Here is a 15,526-nt window from a genome sequence, read left to right on the forward strand (position 1 = left end):
GGCGATATTTTTCCGTGGAGGGCGATATTTTTCCGTGGAGGGCGATATTTTTCCGTGGAGGGCGATATGAACCACCCTGCACTTTAAGTGCAGGGTGGTTCATATCCATTTAGGGCTGGAACTTCAGAGTATCTCAAAGATTAACAACTATGGCAGCTGTTAAACGTATGGCTCACTTGAAAATTCCTCCTTCATTTGAAGAAGCAATGTACGTGCATATAGATGCTATGCTGCGACAACTTTATTTTAAAGCCCGGTGGCGTGAAAAGCCTGCTTCAAATCTGCAATCAGATCATTGGCGCACTCAAGCCCGACACTGAATTTGAGAAATCCGTGCAGTCTGAATTCCTCAGGGTAGAAATCAATCTGTTCATTGTCAGGACCGATAAAAACGATCAGACTTTCATCATGACCAAGAGAAACAGCTGAAATGATAATTTTCGGTGAGTTAACAAATTTATTAATCGTTTCAGAATTGCCGTCTATGCCGAATGACAGCACTCCGGAATGGGCCTGAGGCGACTCAAGATATCCTGAATTCATACTTACCTATGATCCACGGTCAGTGTAAACCATAAACCTTACTCTAAGTCAAATAAAATAATTTTTAACGTTTAATCCCCAAGAAGAAATTAATAGAACAACTACAGAAATTAAAGATTCCAAGATTTATGATGAACTGTTTTCCTCTCAATTTTTCTTTTGAAAGCTGTCTTTTGAAAGCGTATTCCCTTCTTTTTGAACTTTACTTATGAATTCCGTAACATTCCAGAACTTGCTTAGCGACTTGAAAGAGGTCATCCATCTCTGCATCGGTTGTCTCAGAGTCCCTCTGAGCTGAATTACTTGGGATAGTATCGGATGGCATCGAATTCTCCCCAAAAGAAAAAGTCCGAAAACCTTGATATAAAAGGTTTTCGGGTTCTTTTCAAATCATGCTTTTTTGGGGACTGTGGGCGTGACTCAATTCTATCAATAGAAAATGATTGCTGACGATCGTAATGTTCACAAAATAACATTGAATTTTCCGACTTTATCTTATCTCAATAATCCCAACCCGACACTCTCTTTCTGACATTCAAAGTAATTTCAACAATGATTACGTACGGGCTCGGTGTTAATAGTTTTTAAAAACAATGTTTTCTTAAAATTCACTTGATCTATGCTAGTCAATTTTGTATTAATGCTCATTTGATTATGAATACTTATTTATGTTCTTAGAAAAAAATACCAATTCAGAACAACAGCCATGAGTTTTAAAAAGTTTTTTGAAAGAAAAACTCTTGGCTAACATGATTTAAATACTAGCGAATCGACTTCACAAACGTTTGCTAAAGGATACTAATTACTTCTTTTTCGACCGAACTTGGCTTTTAGGCCGCGCTTGATAACTTGAAAGAACGTCAGCGATCTAACCATTCGTTCCGGTTTAACGTACTTACGTATCTCACGCAAAACTTTCTTCGGATGTTTAGAGGAAAAAGTGAAAGTTCCATTTTTCTTAGTTCGTATTGCATAGCGAGGAATCCACTTGCCCTTGAACATCACTGAAGCAATGACATAATCTACTTCATCCCAAGGGATTCGAAGGTATTTTTGAGCATCTCGGTCATTATAAAACTCAAATCCTTTGTCGCCAATCATGATTTTACCGTAATCAGTCAGTCCTATAAAAGACGTGGCATCGGTTACAAAATCGACTTTGGTATTAATTGATTGAACCATTTTCTTTGCTCCATTCTTTCGTTACACTTATCTATTTTTATTATACTTTTTTTCCATTGACGAAGCAATATCGCTCAGGCGTGGGCATTCCCGAGTGATCAGATAGATTAGAATAAACCAATCAAGTGTGACAGAAGAATAAAGTCTGTCCAAAATAAGAATGCCCATTCTATAGAATTCTTGAAGTAAACGAGTAATAATAAAATTTTTTGTTTACATATCATTCACCTCAAAATTGCATAAAAAGGCCCGGGCAAAATCAAATTGCTTTAAAATGCCCAGGCTAAAATCTTCGATATTACATCAAGTTGATTAAGTGAAAGACGACACCAACCACGAACAACCCAAGAATGAGAATGATTGGAGAAACTTTCCTCTTAAGCAACCACATGCAAAGAAGTGTTAACGCCAATGCAGCTAAACCAGGAATTAAGCTATCCAAGTTGTTTTGTAAAGTCGTTATTTTAGTAGCGTCTAGTGAAAGTCCAGAAGCTTGCTGTTGCAACGCAGCTTTAATCCCTTGCGCTCCGGAAGGTAAATTACCCCAATCAATATAAGCACCTTTGTCAAGTTTAACTGAAGAGACAATTGGCGTGAATTTTATAGATACCCAACGGTTAACTAATGCACCAAGGATGAACATACCAAGGATTGATGCACCTTTAGTAATATCCTGAAGTAATCCGCCGGATAAGTCGTCAGTAATTCTAGTACCCGCTTTGTAACCAAATTCTTGTGTATACCACATGAATGCCATACGAATGATATTCCATCCAACGAAGTAAATAATGGGGCCAAGTATATTACCGGTCATAGCAAGAGAAGCGGCTAACGCACCAAGGATTGGTTTAATCGTGAACCAGAAAACCGGATCCCCGATACCTGCTAAAGGCCCCATCATGCCGACTTTAACCCCTTGAATGGCTACGTCGTCAACCGGCGCACCATTTGCACGTTCTTCTTCAAGCGCTAAAGTTACACCAATAATAGGTGAAGCTACATATGGGTGAGTATTAAAGAATTCCAAGTGACGTTTTAGTGCAGCAGCACGGTCTTCCTTAGAAGTGTATAATTTTTTGATTGCGGGAATCATTGAAAATACCCAACCACCGTTTTGCATACGTTCATAGTTCCAAGAACCTTGAATGAAAGTTGAACGCCACCAAACAGAAATACGATCTTTTTTTGATAATTTCAATTTATCTGCCATTTTTATGTCCGCCTCCTTCTTAATAACTATCAATAATATCGTCTAGTGGATCACCAGTGTTTGAGTTTCCGCCATTACCTGAACCGCCCCGTTTGGAAAGCGCTAAATAGATAAGTGCAAGAGCCACACCGATAGCACCAAGACCGATAAGTGTGATTTGTGAAATAGTCGCTAATACGAAACCAATCGCGAAGAAGGGCCATACTTCTTTTGTAGCCATCATGTTAATAACCATTGCATAACCAACGGCTACGACCATTCCACCACCGATTGCCAAACCGCTTGTCAACCAAGTTGGCATAGATGCAAGCAAACTTCTAACTGGACCAGCACCAATAGCTAAAATTAATGCAGCTGGAATTGCAATACGCAACCCTTGCATGCAGATAGCGATGATGTGCCATAGTTCAACTTTTCTGAAGTTTCCTTCATTAGCTGCAGCATCCATAAAGTGTACAAATGCTGTTGCAATAGTACGGGCGATGATTGTTAATAATAAACCTGCAACTGCAAGCGGAACGGCAATCGCAATTGCAGAAGGTACACCGGCATTACCTTGTCCGCCAAGAACTAAAATAATTGCAGATGCAACTGACGCCAATGCAGCATCGGGTGCTACAGCGGCACCGATATTTGCCCAACCTAGAGCAATCATTTGAAGAGTACCACCTAGGATAAGACCAGGTATTAAATTTCCTGTCACTAAGCCGATTAACGTACATGCGATGATGGGTTGGTGGAAGTGAAATTCATCCAGGATTCCTTCCATACCAGCAAGAAATGCTACGATAACGACTAATATCATTTGAATAATATTTAAATCCATGATTCGTAATCCTCCTTTTCTCCTGATAATTAAGATTGTCTTAATTTATTTAACTCATCTTGAGCTCTCTTGATAATTTCGTCCATGTTACCTTTTGAATCGTTTGGAACTTTACGTACATCGAAATCCAAACCAGCTTCTTTTAATTTAACAAAAGTATCAATATCATCTTGGTTAAAGGCCAACACTTTGTTCGGTTGAACTTTACCAGGTGAGTGTGCCATAGAACCAACGTTGATTGTCTTCAGTGGAACGCCACCTTTAACCGCTTTAAGCGCATCTTGTGGATTTTCGAAAAGAAGTAACGCGCGCTGACCACCGAAGTGTTGATCATCTTTCGCAAGTTTGATCATTTGATCGACAGGAACAACGTGTGCTTTAACGCCCGGTGGAGCAGCTTGTGTGATCAATTTCTTACGAAGGTCATCCTTGGCCACTGCATCAGATACAACGATGATACGTGTAGGTTGTGTCGTTTTGGCCCAAGCAGTCGCTACTTGTCCGTGAAGTAAACGAGAGTCGATACGTGCTAACACGTATTTAAATTTACCAGGGGCACCTTTCTTTGATTGTTGAGCCGTTGCTGCAGCAGTTGCTTCTGCTGGCTCTAATTTTTCAGGTCTTATTTTAACCCCGTCTTTAGCTGCTCCAAAAATATGCGCAGCGATTTCATGCGCTGTGTTCATTGATGAGCGTGAAGCATACGCTTCGATCAACATCGGTAAGTTCATGCCAGCAACGATTGCCCATTTGTCTTTGTGCTCTTCAAACAAGCTGTTGGCTTGGTTGAAAGGTGTCCCGCCCCAAAGATCGACTAAGAAAAGCACTTCTTCTTGATCGTCGAAAGAGGCAATGGCTTCTTTCATTTTTGCCTTAACGTCATCAGGACCCTCGTTTGGCATTAAGGTAACAGCTTTGACATTCTCCTGCTCTCCAAAAATCATTGAGCCGGATTGGAAAATGCCTTCAGCAAAACTGCCGTGGCTTGCCAGGATAATACCAACCATTGTTTAATACCTCCTATATAAATATTTTTGCTTTAGCACATTACTAAAGCATCCAGTTCTGTTATCGCTTTCAAAAAGTTGAAACAGCATGCCGGATCAATTTGCCGTGCTGAAACGCTTCTCACCACCCTTCAATGTTGAGGGAACTACACAGTAAAGTATGGCAGGAAATTATAAAAGAATCTTTTAATCTACACCAAACCCTTTTCGGAAAGCGACTTCCAAAGATTTTTTGAACTATCATTGGAAACCTTGCGGACATCAAGCTTAATACCACGATCATGAAACCACTTGAAAGCCTCCACATCGGCCGCACTAACAGCTATCGTATCGGTAACCATTACCCGCGTATTGTCAAAACTAATAGCACCAATATTGATAGAATCAATCTTTATGCCACCTTCGACAACACATCTTGCATCAACTGGGTCCTCAACCAGAATCATAGGTTTTAAACCGTCAAAACGCGGATCATGATATATTCTTATCATTTTCTCCACCGTGATGACATTCGTTCTAATTCCAGGAGGTGCAGCTTGTACGATCAATGTCTTGCGTATCATATCGCGCGCCACACGATCTGACACCACTAAGATACGATTAACATTGATGGCTTTTGCCCAATTAGTAGTAACTTGTCCATGCAGCAAGCGACTGTCAATGCGTAATAAACGAACATCCATCGTCATGACAATCCACCATCATTTCTAGTGCGACTAAAACAACTTATATCAACCTCCATCTTTGCCGGGTAATTAACCCAACAACATTACGCGCTCGTAGTTTCTGAGTACGCATAGCGCTTTCATGATTTGGGTTTCAAACCACGAAAAGGCCAAAACTTCTCAAAGAATACTACACTTCAGTATAAGCAAATTACATGCCACTTTTTGTGTATCGCATAAAAGATCTGGTGCAACAGGCTTTCTCCACTATTAAAAAACAATTGACACACTAAAAAAAGTGTATCAATTGTTTTGTGTATCGCTTTTTTCTTTTTCTGTATTAAATAATTCGACGGTATAATACACTTCTGCATCTGAAAGATTGATATTAAGTGTTTCATGAAGAACCTCATTCGCCTGTTTAACAATAGGATACAGTTTTTCCGTTCTGACGCTGGATAGTTTTTGCTCATCGGCGCTCATTTCTGAGCGTGTCAGATAACGCTCGAGTGCGCCTGCCATATGCATGATCAAACTAATTCTGAAAGCATTTGACATTTTAGACTTACTGCGCTGCTGAATAAAATCGCAATAATTCCACAATATCTTTACAATTTTTGCAGGATTAATGAATGTAAAGTACTGTCCCAAATATTTCTGGCTCATTTCTTCCGTTAAGAACTCCGAATGTTCCAGAGTCTCTGCTTCACGTGCAGCACGATTGTTGTTTATTTCTTCGATCAGACTCACAAAACTCTCGCCTCCGCCCTGCAACAGATTTTCTAATGAAACAAATGGAGCAGCAACTTTGGGTTTCACAACACCGGTTGTGGCCACGATTTGATATTTTTGCTGGATCTTAGCAATTTGTTCTTTCATATTCACGACCGAAACTGTGATCACTGTAATATCATCGATCAGATTGTCGACTAATATCTTATCTAACAGGTCCTTAATTCTCCGAGCTGTTCCTTTACCAGTCGAACAAATCGCAATAATAGCCTTATCTCTTTGATCTGATATTTTCTGAACATCATTCTTCTTTTTCTGGACTTTTTCGATCGTTCGTGAATAACCATCAAATTCATGCAATTCCCGATATACTGTTTCAAGATCACTATCGATCAGTGCTGTTTTACGAGCTGCTTCCAACACCATCGCTGTAGTCACCATATCGATCGTTTTCACACGAATATTAGTTTTCTCTGTCAGTTTACTGCTAAATGTGCTCAGAGACCCCATATCGACCAATAGTAAAACGCCGTCGCCCTGATCGATATTTTTAACTTGTGATGCAATGCCATCCAATGCAACTTTAGGACTCATTTCAAGCGGCATATCATAGGCAGCGATATTATCGACAGACAGCAGTTGCGAAACAACTTGCACCATTGAGGATGCGGTACTGTTACCATGGGCTGCCACAACAATTCCAACTTTTCCGGTTTTAGGTTCTGATTTTAAAGATACTAAAAGGATCGCCATGTAATACACTTCAGATTCAGGAATAGGAAAACGATAATGATCCTCGATCAAATCTTTAACTCGTTCAGCAATTTTGAGTTCAGCTGGATAATCATGGACCATTGAAATCAAATCAGCCGAAATATTGCGCAACGGTTTCCCTGACTGAACCCGTTTAATAAAAGAACTGATGTGTAAACTCATGGCATAAATGAAATTATCCCTGACTGGATAATTCTCTCTTTCCTGAAGCAGCCGCTGGATCTGCTTTGTTAAATCAATAATTTCTTGATCAACGATCTCATTCAGACTGCTGACTGTTTTTTCCAACTTTCCTTGACGATAAAAAGATTTTAAATGCAGATTGATATCGGTCATAATGAAGTTATTGATCGCTGCTTGATCCAATCCTTCGTCTTTCAGCAGCGCAGCTTTGTCGCCAATGATTTCATACAAATTATAAGGCAGTTCATAGCTGTCAATGTCGGGTAGACCGCGCTTAGCATCGGGCTTGATCACCATCGTCGGTTCTAACAAACGGCTCAGATTCCCCAGTTCTTGCCGATTGTTAGCCAAGTTGGAAAGTCCATCTTTGATATTAGGCGGCAACTGGCTAAAATGCAGGGTTATTTCATTTTTATTATGCATGCTATTCAAAAAACCTTGAGCACACACTAATTGAATATTAGATTTCAACTGCCCAACATTACCGTATGTTATACTTCCCAGCAAAGCTTGAACGACATCTTCACTTAAACGAATATTTTTATGAATACGATTAGCTTCAAGCGTTAATAATTGTTCTAATAATTGCAGTTTTTCACGTGCACTTCTTTGGTTAAAGCCCGGCAGCTGAATGATGATAGGGATACGACGGACAAAAGTCTGCAGCAATGAACTTTCCGGATCTTCAGTCGTTGCGTAAACCAGTCTGACGTCCGCGTGATGAGATTTGGCAGTTTCACCTAAACGGCTGTATGTTCCATGATCCATAAAATAAAAAATCATTTCTTGCCCCTCGGGTGGCAGACGATGTACTTCATCAAGAAAAAGTATTCCGCCATCAGCTTCCTGAATCAGGCCATCTTTATCATCGTTGGCACCAGTAAAAGCCCCCTTGACGTAGCCAAACAGATGCGACATCAATAACTCCGGATTGTGTGCATAATCCGCACAATTGAATACGGTAAATCCCTTTTTGGAGATGATCTCCCTATCCAGAGCAAAATGGTACATTTTATTAGCAAAATACGTCTTACCGGATCCTGTCGGCCCAATGATCAGTGTATTCAGTCCGTGCGGCGGATAAAGCAATGCTGCTTTGGCCTGCTCGACTTGATTCTTTAGGCTACCGCGACTGCCAATCATGTTCTCAAAAACATCCACTTCGTTCTTATTTGCAGTATATTTCTCTTTAATGCTTTGATCACTGATACGAGCATCTCCTGCAAACCCGATGTTGGGTTTCTGCTCCATCTTAATTTTACGATTCCCGGCTGCATGATTCACGACATAGCGAACCGGTCGGCCATTTGTCTTCTTTATCTTTCCCTCTCTGACAAGCTGATTTAACTCCTTGCTAACATTCGGGCGAAGTACACCGATAGCCTCGGATATTTCGCTGGTTGTAACACCTTGGGCCATACTAAGTGTGCGCTTTTCCAGATATGCTAAAATTTTTTCACGCCGTGTCATTATATGCCCCTCTTTTTTAACTATATTGTGTATCGCTAGTGTATCACAAGTTAAAAAAGTAAGCGAGTTCATACAGAAAAATGATAAACTAAACATATGTATTGCAGGACAAAAAAGCAGTGATTCCAATGACTATGTCACAAAAAATAATAAATCTAAGGGAGCGTAAAGGTTGGCGTCCAAGAGAACTGGCTAAACGTACAAACTTAGATTTTAGCGTTATGAACTGTATTGAACCTATTGTGAAGCTATATGAGAGTAAACAGGATATACCGTTCTGGAAATGGATGATTCAGTCCTTAGAAAAGAGCAGTTAGGCTTTTCAGGATTGTGCGGATGTCTGTACACTAACAGCTAAGTATATCGCTCGTCATAGCTATTTTGCAAAATCCATAGCGTTATTATATGTGCAGTGATATGTGAAATTTGTGAAAAACATTGTTTAATGCACCTTGATGAAATGTCCCCAAAGATGTGATTAGATTTATCTACAGTGTGCTTAAGAACGTCGAGCCTTTGTAAACTAAAAAATTCATTGATGAGAGAGTTAAGAAGCCTAGTTTTCTTTCTTAAAGCAAATGATTAACTGATGTTAGCCTCGTTAAATTGCGTTTGTGGTCTCACCTCTTTTGTAACGAAAGTCATCATGAGTTTATTTATTTGCCTACATCCCGCTATTGACTCTGTAAAGAACTTTTGTCACAGCAAATTAATTTCCGTTTTAGATTTTCTTACATACCTTTATGTTCTTTATGAAGCCATTTTATGGCATTCATCGGAACACTTACGACAATAATCGGCACATTGCTGGCAGTGAGTGTCTTTGAACTTTATACATTCTGTCGCACAGTCATCGCAGATAGTTGCACAAAGCTGACAAAAACGTTTTGCATACATACTCCCTCGTGCCATCCATTGAGAAGCCATGGAACAAATGTCTGCACAGTCACGAAGAATATTGATACAGTGTGGTCTTGCTTGCACATCTTCCTCCTTTAAACAAGAAGAAAAACATTCTTCACATGCCTGCATACATTTGTTACAAGCATCAATACACGTTTGAAATTGTTGAACCGAAGAATCTACAGTCATTGACACAACCATTGCTCCTTTTGTATATTTTTAATGTTTTACTTGGGATATCCTTCCCAAAACCGCAAATCTTATGTAAAAGCATTCAAAAGTAACATCCTGTCTCAAGAGTATTTAATATTTATTAGGTGAAGAAAAGGGATGATGAGGAAAAGTATTGCTGCTAGGACCCCTGTCATAAGATTATATGGGATTAAGCTTGAATATATTTCATATGATCGGCTTCGGCACTTCCAAACGACATAGCTGTCATATCCGAACAGGGGAAGTCACATCACCATGGTTTCAACAGACCCGCCATACTCATCGGTACGCAAATTAGAATTAGTGTTAATCGATATATCATCCCCTCTACAACAAATAATATATATAAGCAAGAGATAGACAGTGATGGACCTAAACCGTACCGACTCATCAGGTCATTTGTGATCTGCTCATCTTTAAAATAATTTCTCTGACCACACTCATTTCGTTATGATCAATAAGCAAAATCAATGTATCTCCCGACCGGATAATCGTGTCGCCATGTGGAATAATCTCATGTTCTCCTCGACGAATGGATATAAGCAAGCTATGCTTTGGCCAATTCACATCACGAACCTGTTGTTCATCCAGATCGCTGCCAAGAAAAACAGGTATCTCCAAATGATCATTTCGTCCGCTCAGTTCATTTAGTTTCTTCCCCAAATTTAATCGAGCAAGCAGTGATGCATAAATAGGAGCCCCACCAAGGAGATCAACGACAAGATAAGCGATCAGGGAGACGAGGGCCAGAGACATTAAGTGTTCGAGCGATCCAACCATCTCAGTAATCAAGATGATTGCGGTAAATGGTGCCTTACCAATCCCTGCAAAATAACCAGCCATTGAAATAATAATTAAATTCATAATGTAGATGCTAGGAAGTAATCCTAAGTCGGACATAACTGTACCGTATATGGCACCTAGAATGGCTCCAAGAGAAAGAATGGGCAGAAAAATTCCCCCAGGTAACCCGGAACCATAAGAAATCATTGAAAAAATAAAACGAAGCACAAATAATCCTAATAAAATCGTCAATCCAGGGGTAAAATTACCCATTCCAAGAATAATGGTATTCCCTCCACCCAGGGTATGCGGCCACATTATTCCGATAGGGATTACAATTAGAAGAGGAACAAGGCCATGAAAATATCTGGGTAGTTTGAGAAACCGGGCATACCATTGCGGCATAGCAAGCAAAACTTTCTGATAAAGGAAGCCAAACAGACCGAGGACAACTCCCAGTAAAATGAGATGCCAATACAGATAAAGAGGGAAACTTCGTGGATAGCTGATATGCAAAACAGGCACTAAGCCAAAAAAGTTCGATGAGACAAAATCAGAACCAATTGCTCCGGCGAGGGAAGCCATCCAGACGAACGGTGAAAAATTATGATAGATTTCTTCAAGTACAAACAATGTGCCAGCAATCGGTGCGTTAAATGCCGCAGACAGTCCGGCAGCAGAGCCGCTGGCAATCAGAACCCGTCGTGACATTCCAGTACTTTTCAGACCTTGGGCAATGCCTTGACCTACAGCAGCACCCAACTGAATGGAAGGTCCCTCCCGTCCCAGAAAAAGACCTGCACCTATCCCCAGCACCCCAGTGATAAATTTGCGCCAAAGGATCTGCCACCAGTTCATTTCCAGATCCCCTGCTAATTGACCCTCAACCTGTGGAATCCCAGATCCCATAATATTGGGCTGAGATCTGGCGATAATGCCAATAATGAGTGCCAACAATGAGCTTATAAATATCGCCACAAAAACGGTCCATGGATGATCTGGAATGAATTGATACAATTTTGTCCATAAATGTAACGAGAACTCAATTAATATACGAAAAAGACTGACTACAAATCCCGTCAAGATGCCAACAACTAAACCCTTTAAAATAAATAATAAGCGTGTAACGTCAAATGCTGGTTTTTCACTATTTTGTTTCAACAGTCAATTTCACTCACTCTCGATTAGGCCCGTTTTGTTCTATCAGGCAACAATTGTCAAAATTTCAATTGTGATGAATTTTTATAGATTCAATACTGAAGCATTAACGACGATTAGCATTTCTTTACACGATGAAAATGAATGGTTTCTTTCCATAAACTATGATTACTATTAAATATTAATGCCAAAGATTTATTGGAACCTGTTTGTTTTTCTTTTTCATCATAGCACGAAAATAAGAGACGGGCGAAAGGCCTGAGAAATCTCTCAGGCCTTCCTGATTAAACTTTCAAAAGGAGCCTGACGTTGACAGGCTCCTCCAAAACGTTCAAAGCTATTCATCTTATTCAAGACCAAATGGAAACAAGCTTACTTGTCAAGCCCTAATTTATTAGCATAAACAAATTCACAGGGTGCTCCTCAGCTCGGGTGGTCCGGTAAACATATAGGACATTGTCAGGTTCTTGTCGCCCAGTGTGATACGGTCAGTCAGTTCAGATATCTTGACCGTCACTTTATTTGAATCGCAAGGCTCCATATACTTTGAGCGAAGTCTCAATTATTATCCGTGTTCCCATAATTTCGATATTAAAAGACTATTCATTCGGAATGCCTCCTTTTTCCATCCAGAAGGCTATAAGATGAACCATTGGACTTAGCATTACTCATTGTCTTTTAAAGCCTCAACCATATTAATTTTGCGTAGTGGGCGCATGGTCATCAGGTTGACGACCCAGGTGAAGATGAAGGTCAGCAAGGCACTGACAACAAAACTTTGCGGTAAAATTGACTTAACAAACATAACACCGTCTACTTCGATTCCACTTAAAATCTTCGCGTGCAAGAATATGCCGCCAATGAGACCGAGCACGATGCCGATTAATGTCAGGATGTAACTCTCTCGAGTGACATAGGTCGAGACTTCTCTGTCATAAAACCCAAGCACCTTGATTGTGGCGATTTCCCTGAAACGCTCACCAATATTGATTGTCGTCAACGTATAAAGGACTACAAACTCAAGAAGGATGGCTGCCAGAATAATGACCCAGACCACATCGTTGAGACTCTTAACCGTGTCCTGAAAAGTTTGTTCACTATCAGACAGGAAAGACACGTTGGCGACACCATCGACTTTCGTCAGCGATGAAGAAATGGAATTATGCGAGGCCTTCTTATTGAGATTCGTCAAGATCTGATTGACTGCTACTTGCGAAACGTATGCCTTTGAATACAAAGTGGGTGTCATGAACACATAATTCAGCAAATAATTCTCTGCAATACCCTCAACGCGAAAATGATGACTATGCGTCGCATCATCCTCAATCGAAAGGGTATCGCCCGTTTTGATGTTTAACAGCTGAGCGAGCTGTTGCGTAATGACGACACCATCATTTGACAGAGAAATCGGTGCGTCCGTTTTTGCAAAGCGCGAAGGTGCTTGTCGCAGCTTAAAATAGTTTAAAAATTGATTAGGCTGCTGCGGAACCATGAGATTCACCTGTTCGCTTTTCGAACCTGACTTCACAGTTATATTCCTGTTGGTATTTTCCATGAACGAGGATACCCCGGACGTGTCCCTGAGCAAGTGCATTATTGTGTCTGTCTGACCGGCAGTCACATTGTTTTTCAGTTGAACGGACATGTCGTATTTCATAATTTCGCCAAATTCTCTTTGAGAGACTTGAGTAGATATAGAATCCTTGAGCCCCAGACCTGTGACAAGCATCTCGCAGCAACAGGCGACGCCTAATATCGTCATCCAGAAACGCTTTTTGTATCGGAAAAGATTGCGTGCCGTTACTTTCTTACTGAAACTCAGCCGGCTCCACAGAAAATGGATTCGCTCAAGAAGAACCCGTTTTCCACTTTTTGGCGGTTCCGGTCGCATCAATGCGGAAGGCACGGAACGAAGCTCGCTGATACAGGTGAACAGCGTGGCCGCCGTGATCAGTGCTAATGAAATCACCAGTACTGTAGCGGCGATGCCGGGATAAAAACCGACACTCATGGCTGGCATCGAATACAAGATCATATAAGCCTTAAATATTACAGACGGCAATAAGATAAACCCAAGAGCCATGCCGATGATACTCCCAATTAAACTCGCCGAAGCAGAATAAAAGAGATATTTGAACGCGATGGCCCCACTACTGTAACCCAGAGCCTTAAGCGTACCAATCTGTGTACGCTGTTCCTGTACCATTCGAGTCATTGTCGTCAGGCAAACGAGAGCGGCTATTGCAAAGAAGATGACCGGGATAATAGTGGACATGCCGTTGCTGCGGTCAACGGTGCTTTGGAAACTCGAATAACCCGTATTGTCATCGCGGCTCAGTATCTTCCAACTTGGTTTCGCAATCTGGCTGATTTTTTGTTTGGCATCATGGATTTGCTGCTCAGCCTTACTCAGCTTTTTGTTCGTATCCGTTTTTTGTTTTTTCAGATTCTGCCGTGCTTGATCAATAAAACTTTTTTGCCTGTCAATCTCATGCTGCCCTTGTGTGATCTGCAGTTTCGCCTTTTTCTGCACAGCAGCAAATGAATCCTTCTGACTGTTCAGCTGTGCCGCCGAGTCGGCAAGCTGTTGTTTGCTGGAATTCAGTTGTGTTTGTGTGGCCGTAAACTTTTTCTGCTGATCCGAGAGATTGGCCTGTGCTGTTGCCCGTTGCTGTGCCAAAGTGACCAGTGTACTTTTTATTTGTTGAATCTGTGCGTTTAAACTTTCCATCTGTGCAGGTATCAGGCTTCCGTTCGTCTTACCGACAGAAAGTTCGGCTTCAAGTCCGTTAAGCTGATTTTGCAGAGATGAAATTTTTGACGAAAGAGCATTGATTTGCTTTTCGGCGGTGGCAAATTGATTTTGCGCCGCTGCCGTCGATTGTTTAAATGAGGCGGATTTTTGGTTATATATAGCCGTGCTGTCGGCAAGTTGCTTTGCTGCGGTGTCAAGTTTACCCTGTGTCTCGGAAAATTGCTGATTGGTTTGACTTTCCATCGTTTTCAAGTGATCCTGTACGACATTCAGCTTATTCTGTGAATCGTCAATTTTCTGCTGCACTTCAGCAAATGATTGATCCGCTTGTTTCTTTTTTTTGTTATATTCATTCTGCTGCTGAGTAATCCGCTTATTGCTCTTGCTGACGAGATCGTCATAGCGTGTTTTGTTCCGGCTGTCTGCCACGTGATTTAAACCATCTCTCACAGTGGAAACTTTGTTAGAATAAGCGTCGCTGAACACATCCAGACTGTTGGTATCCGCTGCGGTAGCCAGAATGGCCGTGTAGTCAGATTGCTTGAAGTTCTGCTGCGACATAAAGATCAGACCGCTTACCTTGCCATTCCCAATGGTACTCGTCCCCCGGTCTCTGGTTAAATAGGCAGGACTATCGACAGTACCTACGACCTTAAACTTCGTGTTGTGCAAGCTGTCTGATAGGTTAGCCGCCGAACCGGATGACAAAGTGACAAGGTCGCCGATCTTCGGGTTGCTCCCATTTTTTTGCTGATCCACGACGACCTCGTGGGAATTTTTCGGAAACCTTCCCTTTACAAGGGTCAACGAGTTAATCGCTTCGTTTGACCCGTTACCGTTTGGTATGGAGATTAAGTGCGCAACATTGGTCTGTTTTCCGTATGTCTGTATGGCGTCCATCATAAAAATCGGTTGTGCATTCTTGACGCCGGGCACCGTGCGTATCGCTTTTAAATCGTCCTGATTAAAACCAACAGGTGACAGGATTTGAAGATCCATGAACCGACTTTTTGAAAAGTAGTTGGCAACGGATGCAGATAAATCAGGACCGATGGAATTAAATCCGATTTAAAAAGCGACACCAAGCGTCACAATCACGAGGATTGCGAAAAAGCGGTTCAA

10 protein-coding genes and 1 pseudogene are annotated in these 15,526 nt (G+C 41.1%); 1 reads left to right on the forward strand and 10 read right to left on the reverse strand.

All coding sequences use genetic code 11. The features are described from left to right. Positions 1 to 246 precede the first annotated feature (246 nt). The 7 genes from IEX81_RS08760 to IEX81_RS08790 form a co-directional block, all read right to left on the reverse strand. A complete protein-coding gene (locus IEX81_RS08760; protein WP_229727535.1) occupies positions 247 to 543 on the reverse strand; it encodes a PLP-dependent transferase in 297 nt (98 codons plus the stop codon). A 798-nt stretch (positions 544 to 1,341) separates the two neighbouring features. After that, positions 1,342 to 1,725, reverse strand: a complete 384-nt coding sequence (locus tag IEX81_RS08765; protein WP_188802698.1) for a DUF956 family protein — start codon at positions 1,723 to 1,725, stop codon at positions 1,342 to 1,344. 298 nt (positions 1,726 to 2,023) lie between these two features. Beyond that, positions 2,024 to 2,935 (reverse strand): PTS system mannose/fructose/sorbose family transporter subunit IID, encoded by a 912-nt coding sequence (locus tag IEX81_RS08770; RefSeq protein WP_188802699.1) that lies wholly within the window; start codon positions 2,933 to 2,935, stop codon positions 2,024 to 2,026. 19 nt (positions 2,936 to 2,954) lie between these two features. Beyond that, complete coding sequence (locus IEX81_RS08775; protein WP_188802700.1) at positions 2,955 to 3,761, reverse strand: PTS mannose/fructose/sorbose transporter subunit IIC; 807 nt, start codon at positions 3,759 to 3,761, stop codon at positions 2,955 to 2,957. A 29-nt stretch (positions 3,762 to 3,790) separates the two neighbouring features. Beyond that, the gene (locus IEX81_RS08780; protein WP_188802701.1) at positions 3,791 to 4,768 is read right to left on the reverse strand and encodes a mannose/fructose/sorbose PTS transporter subunit IIA; all 978 of its coding nucleotides are present in this window, start codon (positions 4,766 to 4,768) and stop codon (positions 3,791 to 3,793) included. A gap of 191 nt (positions 4,769 to 4,959) precedes the next feature. Continuing rightward, positions 4,960 to 5,457, reverse strand: coding sequence for a PTS sugar transporter subunit IIB (locus IEX81_RS08785; RefSeq protein WP_229727536.1), 498 nt, complete (start codon positions 5,455 to 5,457; stop codon positions 4,960 to 4,962). A gap of 279 nt (positions 5,458 to 5,736) precedes the next feature. Next, entirely contained in the window at positions 5,737 to 8,592 is a 2,856-nt protein-coding gene (locus tag IEX81_RS08790; protein WP_188802702.1) for a sigma-54-dependent transcriptional regulator, read from the reverse strand. A 356-nt stretch (positions 8,593 to 8,948) separates the two neighbouring features. On the opposite strand from IEX81_RS08790, the pseudogene IEX81_RS16970 reads away from it, so the two are divergent. Continuing rightward, positions 8,949 to 9,008 (forward strand): annotated as a pseudogene (locus tag IEX81_RS16970) (hypothetical protein); the annotation flags it as partial. A gap of 334 nt (positions 9,009 to 9,342) precedes the next feature. Here the strand turns inward: IEX81_RS16970 and IEX81_RS08795 are convergent. From IEX81_RS08795 to IEX81_RS08805, 3 genes are all read right to left on the reverse strand, one after another. Continuing rightward, positions 9,343 to 9,696, reverse strand: coding sequence for a four-helix bundle copper-binding protein (locus IEX81_RS08795; protein WP_308424074.1), 354 nt, complete (start codon positions 9,694 to 9,696; stop codon positions 9,343 to 9,345). A gap of 402 nt (positions 9,697 to 10,098) precedes the next feature. Continuing rightward, on the reverse strand, positions 10,099 to 11,652 hold the full coding sequence (locus IEX81_RS08800) for a ClC family H(+)/Cl(-) exchange transporter (RefSeq protein ID WP_188802704.1): 1,554 nt from the start codon (positions 11,650 to 11,652) through the stop codon (positions 10,099 to 10,101). Between the two features lie 661 nt (positions 11,653 to 12,313). Continuing rightward, complete coding sequence (locus tag IEX81_RS08805) at positions 12,314 to 15,472, reverse strand: FtsX-like permease family protein (protein WP_373292361.1); 3,159 nt, start codon at positions 15,470 to 15,472, stop codon at positions 12,314 to 12,316. Positions 15,473 to 15,526 lie beyond the last annotated feature (54 nt).

Source organism: Sporolactobacillus putidus, assembly GCF_014647035.1.
Taxonomy (GTDB): domain Bacteria; phylum Bacillota; class Bacilli; order Bacillales; family Sporolactobacillaceae; genus Sporolactobacillus; species Sporolactobacillus putidus.

Bases quoted from the DNA above. Each gene is read 5' to 3' on its own strand.
- IEX81_RS08785 (WP_229727536.1), bottom strand. From the start codon at position 5,457: ATGACGATGGATGTTCGTTTATTACGCATTGACAGTCGCTTGCTGCAT.
- IEX81_RS08770 (WP_188802699.1), bottom strand. From the start codon at position 2,935: ATGGCAGATAAATTGAAATTATCAAAAAAAGATCGTATTTCTGTTTGG.
- IEX81_RS08765 (WP_188802698.1), bottom strand. From the start codon at position 1,725: ATGGTTCAATCAATTAATACCAAAGTCGATTTTGTAACCGATGCCACG.
- IEX81_RS08795 (WP_308424074.1), bottom strand. From the start codon at position 9,696: ATGGTTGTGTCAATGACTGTAGATTCTTCGGTTCAACAATTTCAAACG.
- IEX81_RS08780 (WP_188802701.1), bottom strand. From the start codon at position 4,768: ATGGTTGGTATTATCCTGGCAAGCCACGGCAGTTTTGCTGAAGGCATT.
- IEX81_RS08775 (WP_188802700.1), bottom strand. From the start codon at position 3,761: ATGGATTTAAATATTATTCAAATGATATTAGTCGTTATCGTAGCATTT.
- IEX81_RS08760 (WP_229727535.1), bottom strand. From the start codon at position 543: ATGAATTCAGGATATCTTGAGTCGCCTCAGGCCCATTCCGGAGTGCTG.
- IEX81_RS08790 (WP_188802702.1), bottom strand. From the start codon at position 8,592: ATGACACGGCGTGAAAAAATTTTAGCATATCTGGAAAAGCGCACACTT.